The sequence below is a fragment of the Bradyrhizobium sp. genome, from assembly GCF_050014615.1.
Lineage (GTDB): Bacteria > Pseudomonadota > Alphaproteobacteria > Rhizobiales > Xanthobacteraceae > Bradyrhizobium.
In genome coordinates this window covers 1-16,876 of sequence record NZ_JBEKCZ010000153.1, presented here as the reverse complement: position 1 = coordinate 16,876, position 16,876 = coordinate 1, and the positions used below count along the sequence as shown (strand labels likewise).

The following is a 16,876-nucleotide window of genomic DNA, read 5'->3' as shown; positions in this document are numbered from 1 at the left end:
CCGCCCAGGAACAGCGACCTCACATCCGGGTCCGACAGAAACACGCTCGCGTCCCATTTCCCCCTGATGCCGCCGGCCACCAGCAGGATGACATCGTGGGAGACTCGCATCGCCTCGATCAGATTTTGTTCGATCATGATCACGGTAACGCCGGCACGGTTCACCGCCGCCACGGCGTCGAGCATCGTCGTCACATAACGCGGTGAAAGCCCCGCCGAGGGTTCGTCGAGCAGCAGCGTGGTCGGCCCCGGAATCAAGGCGCAGCCCATCGCCAGCATCTGCCGCTGACCGCCGCTCAGGGTCCCCGCGGCTTCGCCCAGCCGGGCGGATAAATCGGGAAAGAGATCGAGCACGCGCTCACGCGCCGCGTTGAATTCCTTGTCCGCCACCTTGCGGCGAATGAATTCGAAACCGATCCGCAAATTTTCTCCGATCGTCAGATTCTTGAAAACATTGCGCTCCTGCGGAACGTAACCGAGGCCAGCCAGCGCCCGTTGCGGCGGCGATAAATGCGTAATGTCCCGGCCGTCGGTCAGAATCTGGCCCAATCGAGGCCGCAATAATCCGACCAGCGTCTTCATCAGGGTCGATTTGCCGGCGCCGTTGGGGCCCGCGATCGTCGTGATCCGCCCTCGCGCCGCCTGCAGCGTAATGGACGCAAGGATGTCCGAAGCGCCGTAGCCGGCGCAGACGTCGCGCATCTCGAGGGCTTCAGCCGAAACCGTCATGGCTTCAACCCGAGATAGGCTTCGACGACACGGCTGTCGCCGGTGACCTGCGCAAACGACCCTTGCGTCAGGATCTTGCCAGCCGCCATGACGTAGACGTGCTCGCACAACGCCGCGACCACGTCGAGATCATGTTCGATGATGAGAAAATCGACGCCCTCCGCCGCCAATCCGCGAATGGTGTCGATCAGGATTTCTTCCATCGCAGGCGCGACGCCCGCCGCCGGCTCGTCGAGCAGCACCAGTCTGGGCTTGAGCATCAGCGCGCGGCTGAGCTCAAGCAGCTTTTTCTGCCCTCCGGACAAGGTTGCAGCCGGCGCATCGGCGAGCTGCCATAAATTGACCTTCAGGAGGGCCGCACGCGCGGTCTCGATTGCCGCCTCTTCTTCCTGCCTGACCAGCCTGCCATGCGCGAAAAGCTTCAGCAGCTTTTCGCCGGTTTGCCGCGGGCGCGCCAGCAGCAGGTTCTCCAGCACCGTGAGCTGTCCGAGATCGCGTGAAATCTGAAAGGTTCGCACCAGACCTCGCGCGGCAAGACGGTGCTGCGGCAGCGCGCCGATATCATGGCCCTGCAATAAGACGCGACCGGCGCTAGCGCGTTCGACGCCCGAGATGATGTTGAGAAGCGTCGTCTTTCCGGCGCCGTTCGGACCGATTAGGCCGGTAATCTGCCCGCCGGGCACGCCAGGCAAATCCAGATCGACGCCCGCGACGGCCTGCAGGCCGCCATAGGCTTTCTGCAACCCCAGCACCTGAAGCAGCGGCACATCGCTCCTCGGTCTCTCAACCGCGCCCGTCAATGGCGCGAAGGGGCGTGGAACAGGCAAATCGGACACGGTTCTGAGCTCGAGAGAATCTTGAACCGCGATGACGGAGGAACCCATTGGAATGCTTCATAATGCTTCATGAGGCGAAAGCCGCGCCGGGCGGAGGATACCGCTGCCGAAGCCCGCCAGAACTGAAGCCTACACACTAGTGTGCTTTGCAACATACCGAGCAAGCTCAAAAAAATAACAAATTTGTCCTTCGGACCGGGCATACCGCAGATCAAACCTGCTTAAATCTTATGCGTTCGAGATATGGCGTTTCGTACAGCTCCACACCGCCGCTATCGGCGCCGTCACATCAGGACTGAAGGTGTCCGCGCAGCGTTGAGGCGGTATAGTCCTCGCGGAACACGCCGAGACGCTGCAGTTCGGGCACCACACCGTCCACAAATTCGGCAAATGAGTCCGGCAGGAATGCCGGAGACACCACAAAGCCATCCGCATCACCGGAGCTGAAAATATCCGCAAGCTCGTCGGCGACCTGTTTTGGCGTGCCGCAAAGCTGCGGCACCAGCACGCACTCGCCGTATTTCCGGCCGATCTCGCGCAGGCTGAGCGAATTGTCCCGGGCGATCCGCGACGCCATCGCGATCAGGCTTTGGGTGCCGGTGCTGCGCAATTGCTCGACCGGCGCATCGAGGTCGAGCGTGCTCAAATCGACATTGGCGTGCGCCGACAGCGTCGATAGCCCCACCATCGGGTCGACCAGCGCGTTGGCCATGTCTCTTTTCTCCAGCGCCTCCTCGCGGGTGCGGCCGACAAAAGGCATGATGGCGGTCAGCGACTTGCAGCTTCCCTCCAGCCGGTTCAGCCGCCGCACTTCCTCATGAATTGCTTCGGTAGAGCTTTTCATGTGCTCGCGCGTCGGCGAGATATTGAAAATGATCTCCGCCCATTTCACCGCAAAGGCCCTGCCGCGATCGGAGGCGCCAGCCTGAATGATCACCGGACGCCCCTGCGGACCACGGGGAATATTGAGCGGCCCGCGCGACTTGAAATACGTCCCCTCGTGCTTGACGTAGTGCACTTTCGCCGGGTCGGCGTAGATGCCGTTGGCGCGATCAAGTGTAAGCGCGCCGGGCTCCCAGCTATCCCAGAGCTTGAAGATCAGCTCCATGAACTCCTCGGCGCGATCGTAGCGCTGGTCATGGCTGAGATGGCTCTCCAGCCCGAAATTGAGCGCTTCGCCGTCGTTCATCGACGTCACGACATTCCAGGCAGCGCGCCCGTTCGACAGATGATCGACGGTGCCGAATTCCCGCGCCAGATGATACGGCTGGTCATAGGTGGTGGAACGCGTCGCACCGAGCCCGATATGCCGCGTCGTCGCCGCGAGCGCCCCGAGGATGGGAACGGGATCCATGCGGGTCGAATCCTGGTCGCCGTGCCGGATTCCGACCTCCTTGTCGTCGCCGAAGCGATCGGCAATCGCGAGCCTGTCGGCGAAGAAGATCAGATCGAATTTTCCGCGCTCGAGGGTACGCGCCACTTCGACGTAATAGTCGGCGGTCAGGAACGGCACCTCGTGGGCAGGGTTTCGCCACAGCGCATGGCTATGTGCGACCGGCCCCGCGATGAGAAATCCAGCTAGATTCATGTGACGTCGGGACAACGCGACAAACTCCGTCAGGAATGGTTTTGTCCCTTCTTATACCAGAGATCCCTGATCGACGACCTTGAATCGCTTTGCCAGGCCCCATCCGTCCGGCGGAAAGGCTACCCCGCCGCCGCGACCGCCGGCGCGACATTCATGGCCAATTTGCCGTAGCGATCGCTGAACGCTTCGGTGTCGATCTCCTCGAGCTCGATCGCGCCGCTCATCACGCCAGCCTTCCAGGCGTCGTGCTCGGGATCGGTGCGGAATTCCGGCATTACCTCTTTGGCGAACAATTCCAGGGAGTCGCAGATATGCTCGTGGCTGTTCTTGCCGGCCTGGTTGAGCAGGATCACCTGATCGATATGCGAGCTTCGAAACCGCCGCAGCTTTTTGGCGATGGTTTCGGGCGAGCCGATCAGGCCGCCGCGCAGTGCCGCCTCCTGGGCCTCCGGATTCTCGCGCTTCCATTTGTTGTACTCGTCCCACATGTTGACGGTGCCGGGCGCCGGACGCTGGCGGTTCTGCGACGCGCCGTAAAAGCGCAGCGCGAACTGGAAAAACGTGGCGCCGTCCGCCCGCGCGCGGGCCTCTTCGTCGGTCTTCGCGCACATGAAGAACGACACCAGCGCCATGTTCGGATTGATCTGGTAATCGGCGAGCTTCTTCAGCCGCTTGGTGATGGCATTGTAATAGGCATGGACCCAGGCATGCGCCGCGTCGGCGCTGACAAACTGAAAGCCGAGCGCGCCGAAGCCGTTCTGGCCGGCACGCTCGATGGTCGGAAGCTGCGAACACGCCATCCACAATGGCGGATGCGGCTTCTGGACCGGTTTGGGCACCACGTTGCGCAAGGGAATGTCGAAATATTTGCCGTGATGTTCACTGCCGCCCTCGGCGAACATCGGGAAAATCGCGCGCACCGCTTCCTCGAACACTTCCTTCTTGGTCTCCATGTCGCGGCCGAACGGCGTCAGTTCGGTGATCGAGGCGCTCTCGCCCATGCCGAATTCGCAGCGGCCATTGCTAAGGAGATCGAGCACCGCGACCCGCTCGGCGACGCGCGCGGGATGATTGGTGGTGAGCTGGAAGATGCCGTGGCCGAGCCGGATATTTTTGGTACGCTGGCTGGCGGCGGCGAGGAAGGATTCCGGCGACGGCGAGTGCGAATATTCTTCCAGAAAATGATGCTCCACCACCCAGGCATGATCGTAGCCGAGCCGGTCGGCGGTTTCGAGTTGTGTCAGCGCGTCCTGGTACAGCCGAAGCTCGTCGCCCGCCTCCCACGGGCGCGGCAATTGCAGCTCATAGAAGATGCCGAATTTCATGACGTTTCTCCCCGGATCGGCTTGTTGTTCGGCGCAGTGTAGACCCGGGAAAAGCCGAGTCCAGCATCTCACCAATTCCGCGTGGCGGAAGCCGCTTGCGCTGAACGCATGAATGGTTAGTTTTGCGGTTGATGAGTCGTGGCTTCGTGCACGACCCTTCCCCACCGAGACCCCAAGCCCATTTCATGACAACCTTTACGCCGCATCAGGACTCCGCGCTGAAGGCCGTCGCCGACTGGCTGAAGGCGAAACCGGGCAAAAACGGCACGCCTCCGGTATTCCGGCTGTTCGGCTATGCCGGCACCGGCAAGACCACGCTGGCGCGGCACATTGCCGACGGCGTCAATGGCGAGGTGAAGTTCGCCGCCTTCACCGGCAAGGCCGCCTTGGTGATGCGCAACAAGGGCTGCGACAACGCCTCGACCATTCATTCGCTGATCTACCGCGCGCGCGAATCCGGCGTCGAGCAGCCGAGTTTCGAATTGTGGGACGACGCGCCGGCCTCAAAGGCCAAATTGATCGTGATCGACGAATGCTCGATGGTCGACGCTGAATTGGGCCGCGACCTGATGTCGTTCGACTGTCCGCTGCTGGTGCTGGGCGATCCCGCGCAACTGCCGCCGATCCAGGGCGGCGGCTTCTTTACGGATTGCGAGCCCGACGCGATGCTGACCGAAGTGCATCGCCAGGCGCAGGACGACCCGATCGTGCGGATGTCGATGGATGTGCGCGAGGGCCGCGACCTCGACATTGGCCGTTACGGCGAGAGCGAAGTGGTCTCCCGCGCCGAGCTCGATCCCGACCGGGTGATGAGCGCCGACCAGGTGCTGGTCGGACGCAATAATACACGCCGCTCGTACAACATGCGGGTGCGGCAAAAGCAGAATATCGAGGATCCGTTGCCGGTGGCGGGCGACAAGCTGGTCTGCCTGCGCAACAACCGCAAGAAGGGCCTGTTCAACGGCGGATTATGGCGCGTGAAGTCGCGCGCGCAGTCGAAATCGAAGATCATCACCATGCGGCTGTCGCCGGACGAGGATTTCGGCCACAAGGTGACCAAAGTCTCGGTCCGCGGCGACTGCTTCGGCGGCGCGATCGAGACCATCCCGTGGGAACAGCGCAAGCCCTATGACGAGTTCGACTACGGTTACGTGCTGACGGTGCACAAATCGCAGGGCTCGCAATGGGACGACGTGGTGCTGTTCGACGAGAGTTTTGCCTTTCAGGAGAGCCGCGCACGCTGGCTCTACACCGGCATCACCCGCGCGGCCAAGCGGCTGAGCGTGGTGGTGTAGAGGCCACCGTCATTCCGGGATGGTCCGAAGGACCAGACCCGGAATCTCGAGATTCCGGGTTCGATGCTTTCGCATCGCCCCGGAATGACTGCTGGATTGCTTCGTCGCTTGCGCTCCCTTGCGCAAACGCTTTGCGTTTGTCGCTGGCAATGACGTGGATGCCCTACTTCCCCGCCACGAAGTAAAAATCTTCCCGTCCGGGCGGCGAGCCGTAGGTGAACGGTTGCTGCTGATGTTTGGAGGCGCTCCAGACGTCGTCGCGAACGAGGTCGAACAGCTTGCGCACTTCGACATGCGGCTGCTTGATATCGCGCGCCACCGCGACCGCGAATGGACTGTCGACGCCGTCGCCATCGAGCGCCGTCTCGCCATGTTTGGCGGCGTACACCACCATGAACCCGGCCGCGGGTTCGATGTTCGAAAACCCCTTGTCGACCAGCTTCAATTCCATGGTCCGCTTCATGGTCGGCGCGAACGGGTTGTCGCGGCAGGCGTCCAGCATCACCAGCCGCAGCTTGCGCGCGCCGCCGACCGCGGCGATCACCTGTTCCAGCGCCACCGCCTCGGTTTCGGCGTCCTTGTCCGTGGCCAGTTTGGCATCGACCGGCACCAGGTAATTGATGCCGCCGACTTCCAGCCCATGGCCGGCATAATATACCACCGCCCAGTCGGCCTTTTCCGCCTCAGTGGCGAAGGCACGAAGCGCCCCAAAAAACTTGTCGCGGGTGAGATCATTGCCCAGGGTCACGGTCTGAAAGCCGACGTCGCGCAGCGCATCGGCAATGAGTTTGGCATCGCGCGGCGGGTTGCCGAGCTCATGCACGTTCTGATAGGCGCCATTGCCGACGATCAGCGCGACGCGGCGAGCCTTGTCCGGCACAGTGGGCGCTTGCGGCGTCAGCGCGGCCAGCCGCTCCCGCGCGATCTGACGCGCCAACCCGGTTTCGAAATTGTCGTAAGGCGTCAGCGCAAAGGCGGCGGACCGATAGTCGGCGCGGGCCTGGACCAGATCGTGCTTCTTCTCGGATAATTCGCCGCGGCCCGCATGGGCGCGCACATTGTTGGGATTGAGCCCCAGCACGAAATTGAAATCCTTGAGCGCGGCATTGAGGTCGCCCTTGGCCAGGTAAGCATCGGCCCGGCTCACCACGGCGAACTGGAACTTGGGCAGTTTTTCAACCACGCTGTTGCAGTCGGCGATGGCCTGGTCGAATTTTCCCATCGCGGTATAGGCCAGACAGCGATTGAGGGGGGCCTGCGTGGCCGATTGATCGATCCGTTCGGCTTCGGCGAAATCCGCCAGCGCCCCCTCAAAATCCCTGTTGATCGTCAATACCCGCCCGCGGTCGGTATAGGCGCGATAGAATTTCGGATTGAGTTTCACCGCGGTGTTGAAATCGTCGAGCGCGCTTTGCAGCGCTCCCTTGCGCAGATACAGCGTGCCGCGATTGTAGACCGCGCCGGCGAAGTTCCAACGCATCTGCAGTGCGAGGTTGTAATCCGCCATCGCGTGGTCGTCGTCGCCCTTGGCCTCATAGACAAAGCCGCGGGCATTGAGAATCCCGGGATCGTCCGGATCGGCGGCACGGGCCGCATCGAAAGCGGCGATCGCCTTGTCGTAATTGCGTTTGATCCGAAACGCCTGACCCCTGACCGAATAGGCGATGGCCATATCCCTGTTGGATATGTCTTTGCCTGATCCGTCCTTTGACCCGTCCTTGCTGGAGGCGTCCTTACCGGAGGCGTCCCTACTGGAGGGGTCTCTGGCGGACGCCTGCCCCGCCGCAATGACCTTTTCGCACGCTTCCAGGCGCGCCGCCTTGTCATCGGCTTGCCGGTCGCGGCAGATCTCGACGTCATCGGCCAGCACAGGGCCCGATATCCCCAGTACGACCGCGGACACAAAAAAGGCGCGCAACATTCCCGAAATGCTCCCGGCGAATGCATCATTTGTCGGTCCATCGCGGCCGTGGTTCATCAGAGCTCCATTTTTACGATTTCGCCGACCGGTCGCGCGACCCTGCGGCTGACCGCCTTTCCGGCCGTAACAGCCTGCAAACGCGCGGATTTATTTCACGAACTCGTGTCCCTTTGGCGGTAACAACACCCGCTTTGCCGCGTATCTTGAGGCATTGGGCAGGCCGGCCGCGATTGCGAACCGCCGCTCCCGCTCTAAACTGCCCTCAACCCGTCACCCCGAAGAGGAAGCCCCATGTCCCGTAGCCAATTCAGCCGTTTTTCGCTTTACGCTGCCGCCATCGGGGCGCTGGCGATATCAGCCTTCGTGGTCGCGCCCTCGCTGGCCGCGGAAGACGCCGTGGTCATTCCCGCGCCGGCGGCGGATGTGAAGGCCGCCGATGGCATCCAGACCGTCGTCGTCGCGGGCGGTTGCTTCTGGGGCGTGCAGGGCGTGTTCCAGCACACCGCCGGCGTCGTCAACGCGGTGTCCGGTTATGCCGGCGGCAGCAAGACCACCGCCGACTACAGCACCGTCTCGACCGGCACCACCGGCCACGCGGAATCCGTCGAGGTCAAATACGACCCGAAGAAAATCAGCTACGGCAAGATCCTGCAGATCTTCTTTTCGGTGGCGCACGATCCGACGCAGCTGAACCGCCAGGGTCCGGACTCAGGTACGCAATACCGCTCCGCGATCTTCACCACCAATGACGAGCAGAAGAAGGTGACGGAAGCCTATATCGCGCAGCTCAACGCCGCGAAGGTCTACAAGAAGCCGATCGTGACCAAGGTCGGGCCGCTGGAAGGGTTTTTTCCGGCGGAGGCCTATCATCAGGACTACCTGACACTGCACCCGAACCAGCCCTATATTGCCTATAATGACATTCCGAAGGTCGAGAACCTGAAGAAGATTTTCGCCGAAGACTATATCGAGAAGCCGACGCTGGTCAGCGCAAGGCTCACCAACTGACGATAAGGATTTAGAGGAGGTTCGATGTCCAACACCAAGACGATGCCCGGCAAGGTCGAGAAGAGCGAAGCCGAGTGGCGCAAGGAACTGACGCCGATGCAGTATGCGGTGCTGCGCGAAAAGGCGACCGAGCGGCCGTTCTCCGGCGAATACGAGCATGAGCATCGGGCCGGCACCTATACCTGTGCCGGCTGCGGGCAGACGCTGTTCGAATCCGACGCCAAATTCGATTCCGGCTGCGGCTGGCCGAGCTTTACCGCGCCCGCGGTGGAGAGCCATGTCGATGAGGAACGCGACATCACCCACGGCATGATGCGGACCGAAGTGCTGTGCTCGAGCTGCAACGGCCACCTCGGCCATGTGTTCGACGATGGCCCCGGCCCGACCGGACTGCGCTACTGCATCAACTCGGCGGCACTCAAGCTGCAACCGAAATAGCCGCGCTCATTTGCGTCACCCGGTTCCGGTGCTGGAACCAAGTGGCGGGATATGCTTTGTTCCTGACGGGGCGGCGGATTTTCGTGCGCCGGCCGCCCGTTGGGGAGAGTGCCATGTCGCTTGGAATGATACTGATCATCATCCTGATCATTTTCCTGCTCGGCGGCTTCAGCGGCCGATTTGGGGGTTATGGCTACGGGATGGGCCATTCCGGGATGGGCCTGGGCGGCGTCATTCTGATCGTACTGCTCATCCTGTTGCTGCTTGGCAAGCTATAAACCACGCAAGCTATTGAAATACCAGGATTTATTCTGGATCTGGGGCTTGGACGCCCGGATTCATCATCAGGCCCGGCAGGAGTCGCATTTCTGTCAAACGAGCTTATATTGGGGGCTGTCCTGAAATGACGTGTGCCGGCGCCATCGCTTGAGTTGCGCCCGTACGATCCGTTCGCGATTTCATTCGCGTTCTCACTAAAAAATAAGGGTCACTGACCATGGCTTCCTTCAGCTACAACACTGCCGCCGAACTTTTCCCCGCCGCGATCCGCAAGAAGAAGCGAGCGGGCTTCGCGTATCGCCGTTTCGACACCGCGGCCGCCGCGGTGCAGTTCGCGATCGAGCAATTGCCGGCGGATTCGCTGAACGGCGCCTATCTGCAGGTCGACGAGGCCCGCTTCGATCAGAGCGGCATCCGCACGCTGTATGAGAGCCAGGACTTTCCGCTGCCGCGCCGTCCCCGCGAGCCGGAGCCCGCGCCTGCCAGCAACGACGCCGACGCCGACGCGGCGTAATTCTGCATCGCTGAACGAACGTGCGCCCTCTCCCTCAGGAGAGGGTTGTGCCGAACGATAAACCCGCCTTATTCAAGATTTCAATTTAGCGCGGCTGCCTGTCGATCCAGCGCCGCAGCATCCGCACGTTGCGGATATTGGCGCGGAACAGCACGTCGAAGGCGTCGCCCGCGACCGGCACCAATCCGACCACGCCATCGAGCGCGACATTGCCAAGCATCCGCGCGGTGACATGCCAGGGCGCGCCGATCGCGCGCGCCTCGCGCACCAGCCACAGCGAGAACGCGGTGGCAAAGAGATCGCCGATCACCGGGATCAGCCGGATGATGCCGTCGATGCCATAGCGGATCTTGGTACCGGGCAGGACGAAGGCGACGTCGAGCAGCGTTGCCAGCATATCGAGCCGCGCCAGCCGCTGCTCGCGGGTCAGATTGCCGAACGGGTTGGCGCTGGAATGGCCGAAATCGAACCGGAATCGCTGGAACTGCTCGCCCAGCGTTTCCGCCGGAACTTCGCGCCCGTCCTGATCGATGACCGGGCCACGCGCCGGCTTGCCGCGAAACGCGGCGCCGGACCGCGCAGGCCTGCCGGGGAAAACATCTTCGTTTGTCATGACCATCACATGGGGAGCGCCCGGGACCGGCGCAAGTTGCGTCGCGCCGCCGTCACGTCGTCGCCGGTTTACCGATCGCCTCATGCGCCAGCCACGACGAGACCGTTCCGGGGATAAAGCCCACCAGGCCATAAAGGATGAACTGGGTGACGCCGCTGTCCGGTCCGCGCGAGCCGTAGAGCAATTCCGCCGCGATAAAGCTGATCGCGCCGACGATCAACACCCGCACGGCCCAGCCGATTTTTTTGACATGAAAGAGAATATCATCCACCGCGCCGATCATCAGGGAGGGCAGGATACCGAACAGATAACTGTACTGCAGCGTCCGGGCGACCACCGCGAGCAGCTTCTCGGTCTCCGACAGGCTGGGGGGATGGCTCCAGTAGCCCGACATCACGGTGGTCGTCAGCAATAGCCAGAACCCGCCGAGCAGCGGGCCGAGCACTGCGAAAATGATGTACCGCTTCATGCTGCACCTCGCACGTTCCGGTCTCGGACATGAGAATTGTGAGACAGTTGATAAGCCTACAGCGACGACATCCTGTTCGACAAGGTAATCGGACCCTGCGACGACTGTGTGCAGCGCTTCACGACCGAACTTGAGGAATTGTCGCCCTACTCGCCCCACGCCGTGAAGGCCTCGTTGAAGGCGCGCTCGCCGGGGGCGCCCTTTTCGATGGCGATGATGGCGCGGCGCTGGTTGACATAGACCAGCGGCACGTCGAACCACGAGCGCTCCTTCAGCAGCTGAAGATTGCGCGAGCGGTCGGCATCGACATTCGACAGGCCCACCAGGAAGAAGCCGTCGGTGACCTTGACCGCGAGCCCGGCCAGCGGGGTGCCGCGCGCCTGCTCGTTGGATTTCATCAGGATGCCGGGCACGTTGCTGACGCCGCCGCCGGCGAAATCCGGCGGCAGGATGAAGGTCAGTTCCGCGGTGTGGCTGGCCGGCAGCGAGGTGTCGGTGTTGCGGCGGAACGACATCGTCATCTTGAACTTGCGGTCGGGGATCTCGATGTCGGCGCGCACGGCGAGATCGGCCTTCTGGCCGGCGGAGGCCTTGATCTGTTCGGTGCGCCAGATCACCGTGCCGACATATTGCTTGCCCTTGGGGTCGGCGGGGTCCTCGTCATACAGCACCACGCGCTGCGCCACCGGCGCGACCTGGTCGCTCGACGACGGCTGGCCGACGCGATCGGGAATCTTCGGCTTCGACAGCGGCGTGCCGCCGTCCTTGGGCGCTTCCACCACCGTCGTCGACGGCTTGAACAGGCCGCTCACCGTCGTCACCACCGACTTGCCCCACAGGATCGCGGCACCGACCAGGATCAGGACGATGCCGATCGCGATCGCGCTCTTGAACGGGAATACCGTGCCCGATCGGCCGCGCTTCTTCGGCTCGCGGCCGCGGTCCTGCGCCAGACGCGGACGCGGCGCGGGCTGTTGCGGCGGCGCGTAGCGTTCGGCCTCCTCGATGGATTCGTCATACGAATAGGGCGCGTCGGGATCGGCGCCGCGGTTCTCCATGCTCGGCTCGAGCCGGTCGAATTCCGGCGAGGGCGACGGCACGTTGGCATAGGTCTTTCGTGCAGAGCGGCTGGCCTGCGCCGCGGCACGGCCGAGATCGTCGGCATCGGCGGCGATGTCGCGGAAGCCACGCACCGCCTGCGGCGCGCTGTTGTCGGGGCCCCGGCGCGGCGCACCCATCCGTTCGCGGGTCGGCGGCAGCTGCGGATCCTGCATCGAGACTTGCGGCGGCAAGGGCGGCGGCCCGTCGCGAAGGTTGCGCTGCGGGCGCGGGTCTTGTCTGTCCTGCCGATCTTGCCGGTCTTCCTGTCCGAGCGGCGGCCGATCGTTGCGCTGTTGCGGCGGTGAAGGCGGTCGCGAACGTGGCGGTGCCGAAGGTTGTGAGGTCGAGGGCTGCGACGTCGCAGGCGGTTGCGCCGGATCGGCGGGCCGCGCATTGGGACGGGTGTTGGCACGGAACGCATCGCCGGCACGGGCGCCGCTGCGCGATGCATCGCCGGAGGATCGTGTGGCATCCCGGGCGCGCTGGGCGGCCTCGGACATTTCGGATTCGCTCAAAGGCGGCTCGACGCTGCGCAGCTGCGCGATCAGCGCGGCGCGCGCCCGCTCATAAAGCGCACGGCGGCTCTCGCCGGGAGCACTGGGATCCAGTCCGGCGATGGCACGGGCAATCAGCGGGTAGTAGTCAGCCATTTCTACTCAACAATGCGGGCTTTCCGGTAACATCTCGTTAAGCCTCAAACGGATTTTGGACCAGAATAGTATCCTCGCGTTCCGGGCTGGTGGAAAGCAAGGCGATCGGACAGCCCACCAGTTCTTCGACCCGGCGGACATATTTTATCGCCTGCGCCGGCAAATCCGCCCAGGAACGGGCATTGGCGGTCGGCTCCTTCCAGCCCTCGATGGTCTCATAGACCGGCACCACCCGGGCCTGCGCGCCCTCGCCGGCCGGCAGATGGTCGATTTCCTTGCCGTCCAGCATGTAGCCGGTGCAGACCTCGATGCTGTCGAAGCCGTCGAGAATATCGAGCTTGGTCAGCGCCAGGCCATTGATGCCGCAGGTCCGCACGGTCTGGCGCACCAGTACCGCATCGAACCAGCCGCAGCGCCGCTTGCGCCCGGTGTTGACGCCGAACTCCTTGCCGCGGCGGCCGATCTCCTCGCCGATCGCGTCATTCAGTTCGGTCGGAAACGGGCCCTGCCCGACCCTTGTCGTATAGGCCTTGCAGATCCCGAGCACATAACCGACCGCCCCCGGGCCCATGCCGGTGCCGGTCGCCGCCTGCGCCGCCACCGTGTTGGACGAGGTGACGTAGGGGTAAGTGCCGTGGTCGACGTCAAGCAGCGCGCCCTGCGCCCCCTCGAACAGGATCCGCTTGCCCTCGCGGCGCTTCTGATCGAGCAGCCGCCACACTGTTTCGGCGTAGGGCAGAAGCTGGGGCGCCAGCGCCGTCAGTTCGCGCAAGATTCCCGCGCCGTCGATTTCTGCCAGATTGAGCCCGCGGCGCAGCGCGTTGTGATGCGCCAGCAGCCGGTCGATCTTGTGCGGCAGCGTGTCGAGATCGGCGAGGTCCATCAGCCGGATCGCGCGGCGGCCGACCTTGTCTTCATAGGCCGGGCCGATGCCGCGCCGCGTGGTGCCGATCGCGGTGATGGCGTTGGACGATTCGCGGATCGCATCGAGATCGCGATGCAAGGGCAGGATCAGCGTGACGTTCTCGGCGACACGCAGATTTTCCGGGCTGACGGCGACGCCCTGCCCCTTCAGTTTGGCCACTTCATCGAGGAATGCCTGCGGATCGAACACCACGCCGTTGCCGATCACCGCGAGCTTCGAGGGCCGCAAGACGCCCGACGGCAGCAGCGCCAGCTTGTAGGTCTCGCCGTTGATGACGAGCGTATGGCCGGCATTGTGGCCGCCCTGGAAGCGCACGACGATGTCGGCCTGCTCCGACAACCAGTCGACGATCTTACCCTTCCCCTCGTCACCCCACTGGGCGCCGACGACGACAACGTTGGCCATTTCGCGCGTATTCCCTCTGCAACTATCTCAGTTCGAGCATGATCGGTTCGGAAAGCCGGTCCCCCCTCGGATCACCTTCGAGGGCATGCTTTTCCGGATCATGCGCCCAGCCAAAACACGGCCGGGGCCGCTCGCATGCGAGGCATCCCATCGGATAAAGGATGCGGGCTAGCGAAGCAAGCAAGAACGGGCGTCCGGCACCGCCTTGGTGGCCCTCCAACCCATTGATATCCCCCGAAAATATGTGGCCGCGCCAAGGCAGCGCCGCGGCCGCGTCCGCAATCCCCGCAGTTTGACGGATGTCGGCAGGCGGAGGACCGGCCGTCACCGCCAGCCCGCGCGCTACGGTCGTGCGGTTCGGCAAAGGCACCACGGCCGACCTCATCGCCGCGGTCAGATGGCCGACACGTCCACGGACTGACGCCGATCGCGACCTGCTCCGCGCATGGTCGCGATGCATCCGGCACCATTGATGCGCGGAGAAAATCCGTGTCTGTCAGGCAAGCCGGGTCGAGATTCCGGCCCGGTGCCTGCCGGGCGGGGGACGCGGCGTCATGCTTTCCAGTCGCAACCGGCCCCAGTGAATGTCTGCTTCCGATCCCACCGCGAGCGCCACCTCCCCGGGGAACTGGGTCGCCAACCAGCCCTATCTGCTGCTTTGCGTCGCCGCGCTGTGCTGGGCCGGCAACGCCATCGTCGGCCGCCTCGCTGCCGGCCATATCCCGCCGGTGACGCTGTCGTTCCTGCGCTGGTCGATCGCCTGTCTCATCATTCTCCCGTTCGCCTGGAAGCATCTCAAGCGCGACTGGCGCACGATCCGCGGCCGACTCGGCATCATGATCTTCCTCTCCGTCACCGGGATTGCCGCCTTCAACACGCTGCAATACTGGGCGCTCGAACACACCCAGGCGCTGAACACGCTGCTGCTGCAGTCGGCGACGCCGCTGTTCGTCGCGGTGTGGTCGCTGATCCTGCTCGGCGTGCGGCTGACGCTGATACAGGCCGGCGGGATCGCGTTGTCGCTGATCGGCGTGCTGGTGATCCTGCTGCATGGCGACCTCTCGGCGCTCACCGGCATCATGTTCAACAAGGGCGACATCATCTTCACCGTGGCGCTGGTGATCTTCGGGCTGTATTCGGTGCTCACCCTGAAACGCCCGCCAATTCACGGCCTGTCGTTTGCCGTCTTCACCTTCGGCTGCGGTGCGGTGTGCCTGATCCCGCTCCTGATCTGGGAATTGATGTCGCGCCCGGTGATGGAGCTGAATGCGGCAAACCTGCTGGCGACGCTCTACGTCGCGGTTTTTCCCTCGACCCTGGCGTATCTGTGCTTCAATCGCAGCGTGCAGCTGATCGGCGCCAACCGCGCCGCGCCGTTCTTTCATGTGGTGCCGGTGTTCGGAACCGTGATGTCGATCGTCTTTCTCGGCGAGCACCCGCAACTGTTCCACGTCATCGGCTTTGCGCTGGTGCTGACCGGCGTTTTCGTGGCGTCGCGCAGGCCGGCCAAGGCTGGATAATCTGGTTGGATAATCTGGCTGGATAATCTGACCGCATCGTCTGGCCGGATAGTTTACGGCTGGAGACCTCGCGACGATGACATTGTCCGCGATCGCTCTCGATGAGCTCAGGACATTGTAGCATTGCGGGCGCGGGACTTGTCGCAGCTTGAGAATCCGGCACAATTTCATCTGAAGCCATGACGATTCCCGCCCCACCGCCGCTGGCCATCGGCCCCGTCAGATGGCTTAACAACCAGCCTTATCTGCTCCTGAGCCTGACCGCGCTGTTCTGGGCCGGCAATATCGTACTCGGCCGCTACGTCGCCGGCCACGTGCCGCCGCTGACATTGTCATGCATCAGATGGATCGGTGCGTTTTTCATGCTGCTGCCGTTCGCCTGGCCGCATCTGGCGCAGGACTGGCCGGCATTGCGGGCGCGGCTTCCGCTTATGATAGGGCTGTCGGCGACCGGATTCGCCATCAACAACGCGCTGTCATACTGGGCGCTGCAATACACCCAGGCGCTGAACGCGCTGTTGATCCAGTCGTCCGGACCCCTGTTCGTGGCGCTGTGGTCGCTGACGCTGTTCGGCGTGCGGCTGACATGGGCCCAGTTCGCCGGCATCGCCATTTCGCTCGCCGGCGTTCTCACCATCATCCTGGGCGGCGATCTCACGGCGCTTGCCAGCATCCGGTTCAACAAGGGCGACGTCATGTTCGCCGGCGCGGTGCTGGCGTTCGGACTGTATTCGGCCCTGATGCCGCGCCGGCCGGTAACGCATCAGCTGTCGCTGATCGCCTTCACCATCGGGTGTGGCGCGCTGCTGCTGTTGCCACTATCGATCTGGGAGTACTCGACCGGCGTCACGTTGAAGTTCGATGCGATCACGCTCGCCACCCTGATCTATGTCGTGATCTTTCCCTCGACGCTGGCCTATCTGTTTTTCAATCGCGGCATCGCGCTGATCGGACCGAACCGGGCCGCGCCGTTCTTTCACCTGGTACCGGTGTTCGGCTCGGCCATGGCGATCCTGCTGCTCGGCGAGCAGCCGCGGCTGTTTCATCTCGTCGGTTACGTGCTGGTACTGGCCGGCGTCGTGATCGCGTCGCGACAGGCCTCAGCTCCGGTGTAGATGATGGACTCCGGATCAGCGCATTACGCCGCGCGGACCTTGGCCAGGAATTCGTCAACCGCGTGACGCAGCATGCCCGACTGGTTGTCGAGTTCGCGCGCGTTGGCGAGCACATCCGAAGCGGCGAGGCCGGTGGCAGCTGCCGC

At 63.4% G+C, this 16,876-nt stretch carries 16 protein-coding genes; 7 read left to right on the top strand and 9 right to left on the bottom strand.

Annotated features, from left to right (window positions below):
* The 4 genes from ABR948_RS21860 to ABR948_RS21845 form a co-directional block, all read right to left on the bottom strand.
* Positions 1 to 728: ABC transporter ATP-binding protein (locus tag ABR948_RS21860; RefSeq protein WP_428121939.1), on the bottom strand; the 728-nt coding region annotated here is incomplete at its 3' end.
* Positions 725 to 1,495: an ABC transporter ATP-binding protein gene (locus ABR948_RS21855; RefSeq protein ID WP_428121937.1), complete on the bottom strand. Its 771-nt coding sequence runs from the start codon at positions 1,493 to 1,495 to the stop codon at positions 725 to 727. The genes ABR948_RS21855 and ABR948_RS21860, both read right to left, overlap by 4 nt.
* Before the next feature lie 358 nt (positions 1,496 to 1,853).
* Positions 1,854 to 3,152 (bottom strand): LLM class flavin-dependent oxidoreductase, encoded by a 1,299-nt coding sequence (locus tag ABR948_RS21850; RefSeq protein ID WP_428121935.1) that lies wholly within the window; start codon positions 3,150 to 3,152, stop codon positions 1,854 to 1,856.
* Between the two features lie 119 nt (positions 3,153 to 3,271).
* Positions 3,272 to 4,477, bottom strand: coding sequence for an LLM class flavin-dependent oxidoreductase (locus tag ABR948_RS21845; protein WP_428121933.1), 1,206 nt, complete (start codon positions 4,475 to 4,477; stop codon positions 3,272 to 3,274).
* A gap of 185 nt (positions 4,478 to 4,662) precedes the next feature.
* On the opposite strand from ABR948_RS21845, the gene ABR948_RS21840 reads away from it, so the two are divergent.
* Positions 4,663 to 5,772 carry an ATP-dependent DNA helicase gene (locus ABR948_RS21840; protein ID WP_428121931.1) on the top strand — a complete coding sequence of 370 codons (1,110 nt, stop codon included), beginning with the start codon at positions 4,663 to 4,665 and terminating at the stop codon, positions 5,770 to 5,772.
* Positions 5,773 to 5,935: 163 nt separating this feature from the next.
* Here the strand turns inward: ABR948_RS21840 and ABR948_RS21835 are convergent, their stop codons facing one another.
* Positions 5,936 to 7,693 carry a caspase family protein gene (locus tag ABR948_RS21835; protein ID WP_428121929.1) on the bottom strand — a complete coding sequence of 586 codons (1,758 nt, stop codon included), beginning with the start codon at positions 7,691 to 7,693 and terminating at the stop codon, positions 5,936 to 5,938.
* Between the two features lie 291 nt (positions 7,694 to 7,984).
* Between ABR948_RS21835 and msrA the strand changes: the two genes are divergently transcribed.
* The 4 genes from msrA to ABR948_RS21815 all read left to right on the top strand — a co-directional run bounded on the left by msrA (position 7,985) and on the right by ABR948_RS21815 (position 9,932).
* Entirely contained in the window at positions 7,985 to 8,701 is a 717-nt protein-coding gene (msrA, locus tag ABR948_RS21830; RefSeq protein WP_428121926.1) for a peptide-methionine (S)-S-oxide reductase MsrA, read from the top strand.
* Between the two features lie 24 nt (positions 8,702 to 8,725).
* On the top strand, positions 8,726 to 9,139 hold the full coding sequence (msrB, locus tag ABR948_RS21825) for a peptide-methionine (R)-S-oxide reductase MsrB (RefSeq protein WP_428121924.1): 414 nt from the start codon (positions 8,726 to 8,728) through the stop codon (positions 9,137 to 9,139).
* A 113-nt stretch (positions 9,140 to 9,252) separates the two neighbouring features.
* A complete protein-coding gene (locus ABR948_RS21820; RefSeq protein WP_428121922.1) occupies positions 9,253 to 9,417 on the top strand; it encodes a DUF3309 family protein in 165 nt (54 codons plus the stop codon).
* A 218-nt stretch (positions 9,418 to 9,635) separates the two neighbouring features.
* Positions 9,636 to 9,932: a hypothetical protein gene (locus ABR948_RS21815; RefSeq protein ID WP_428121921.1), complete on the top strand. Its 297-nt coding sequence runs from the start codon at positions 9,636 to 9,638 to the stop codon at positions 9,930 to 9,932.
* 85 nt (positions 9,933 to 10,017) lie between these two features.
* Here the strand turns inward: ABR948_RS21815 and ABR948_RS21810 are convergent, their stop codons facing one another.
* From ABR948_RS21810 to ABR948_RS21795, 4 genes are all read right to left on the bottom strand, one after another.
* Positions 10,018 to 10,551 carry a DUF4112 domain-containing protein gene (locus tag ABR948_RS21810; protein ID WP_428121918.1) on the bottom strand — a complete coding sequence of 178 codons (534 nt, stop codon included), beginning with the start codon at positions 10,549 to 10,551 and terminating at the stop codon, positions 10,018 to 10,020.
* Positions 10,552 to 10,597: 46 nt separating this feature from the next.
* The gene (locus ABR948_RS21805) at positions 10,598 to 11,014 is read right to left on the bottom strand and encodes a DUF5413 family protein (RefSeq protein ID WP_428121916.1); all 417 of its coding nucleotides are present in this window, start codon (positions 11,012 to 11,014) and stop codon (positions 10,598 to 10,600) included.
* Between the two features lie 146 nt (positions 11,015 to 11,160).
* Positions 11,161 to 12,765: a hypothetical protein gene (locus tag ABR948_RS21800; RefSeq protein WP_428121913.1), complete on the bottom strand. Its 1,605-nt coding sequence runs from the start codon at positions 12,763 to 12,765 to the stop codon at positions 11,161 to 11,163.
* Between the two features lie 37 nt (positions 12,766 to 12,802).
* Positions 12,803 to 14,095, bottom strand: coding sequence for an adenylosuccinate synthase (locus ABR948_RS21795; RefSeq protein ID WP_428121911.1), 1,293 nt, complete (start codon positions 14,093 to 14,095; stop codon positions 12,803 to 12,805).
* A 584-nt stretch (positions 14,096 to 14,679) separates the two neighbouring features.
* Here ABR948_RS21795 and ABR948_RS21790 point away from each other — a divergent pair.
* Together ABR948_RS21790 and ABR948_RS21785 are read left to right on the top strand one after the other, a co-directional pair.
* A complete protein-coding gene (locus ABR948_RS21790; protein WP_428121909.1) occupies positions 14,680 to 15,615 on the top strand; it encodes a DMT family transporter in 936 nt (311 codons plus the stop codon).
* Between the two features lie 179 nt (positions 15,616 to 15,794).
* Positions 15,795 to 16,730 carry a DMT family transporter gene (locus ABR948_RS21785; protein WP_428121906.1) on the top strand — a complete coding sequence of 312 codons (936 nt, stop codon included), beginning with the start codon at positions 15,795 to 15,797 and terminating at the stop codon, positions 16,728 to 16,730.
* The last annotated feature ends 146 nt before the right edge of the window (positions 16,731 to 16,876 follow it).

Bases quoted from the DNA above. Each gene is read 5' to 3' on its own strand.
- ABR948_RS21820 (WP_428121922.1), top strand. From the start codon at position 9,253: ATGTCGCTTGGAATGATACTGATCATCATCCTGATCATTTTCCTGCTC.
- msrB (WP_428121924.1), top strand. From the start codon at position 8,726: ATGTCCAACACCAAGACGATGCCCGGCAAGGTCGAGAAGAGCGAAGCC.
- ABR948_RS21800 (WP_428121913.1), bottom strand. From the start codon at position 12,765: ATGGCTGACTACTACCCGCTGATTGCCCGTGCCATCGCCGGACTGGAT.
- ABR948_RS21845 (WP_428121933.1), bottom strand. From the start codon at position 4,477: ATGAAATTCGGCATCTTCTATGAGCTGCAATTGCCGCGCCCGTGGGAG.
- ABR948_RS21790 (WP_428121909.1), top strand. From the start codon at position 14,680: ATGTCTGCTTCCGATCCCACCGCGAGCGCCACCTCCCCGGGGAACTGG.
- ABR948_RS21835 (WP_428121929.1), bottom strand. From the start codon at position 7,693: ATGTTGCGCGCCTTTTTTGTGTCCGCGGTCGTACTGGGGATATCGGGC.
- msrA (WP_428121926.1), top strand. From the start codon at position 7,985: ATGTCCCGTAGCCAATTCAGCCGTTTTTCGCTTTACGCTGCCGCCATC.
- ABR948_RS21795 (WP_428121911.1), bottom strand. From the start codon at position 14,095: ATGGCCAACGTTGTCGTCGTCGGCGCCCAGTGGGGTGACGAGGGGAAG.
- ABR948_RS21850 (WP_428121935.1), bottom strand. From the start codon at position 3,152: ATGAATCTAGCTGGATTTCTCATCGCGGGGCCGGTCGCACATAGCCAT.
- ABR948_RS21805 (WP_428121916.1), bottom strand. From the start codon at position 11,014: ATGAAGCGGTACATCATTTTCGCAGTGCTCGGCCCGCTGCTCGGCGGG.
- ABR948_RS21785 (WP_428121906.1), top strand. From the start codon at position 15,795: ATGACGATTCCCGCCCCACCGCCGCTGGCCATCGGCCCCGTCAGATGG.
- ABR948_RS21840 (WP_428121931.1), top strand. From the start codon at position 4,663: ATGACAACCTTTACGCCGCATCAGGACTCCGCGCTGAAGGCCGTCGCC.
- ABR948_RS21815 (WP_428121921.1), top strand. From the start codon at position 9,636: ATGGCTTCCTTCAGCTACAACACTGCCGCCGAACTTTTCCCCGCCGCG.
- ABR948_RS21810 (WP_428121918.1), bottom strand. From the start codon at position 10,551: ATGGTCATGACAAACGAAGATGTTTTCCCCGGCAGGCCTGCGCGGTCC.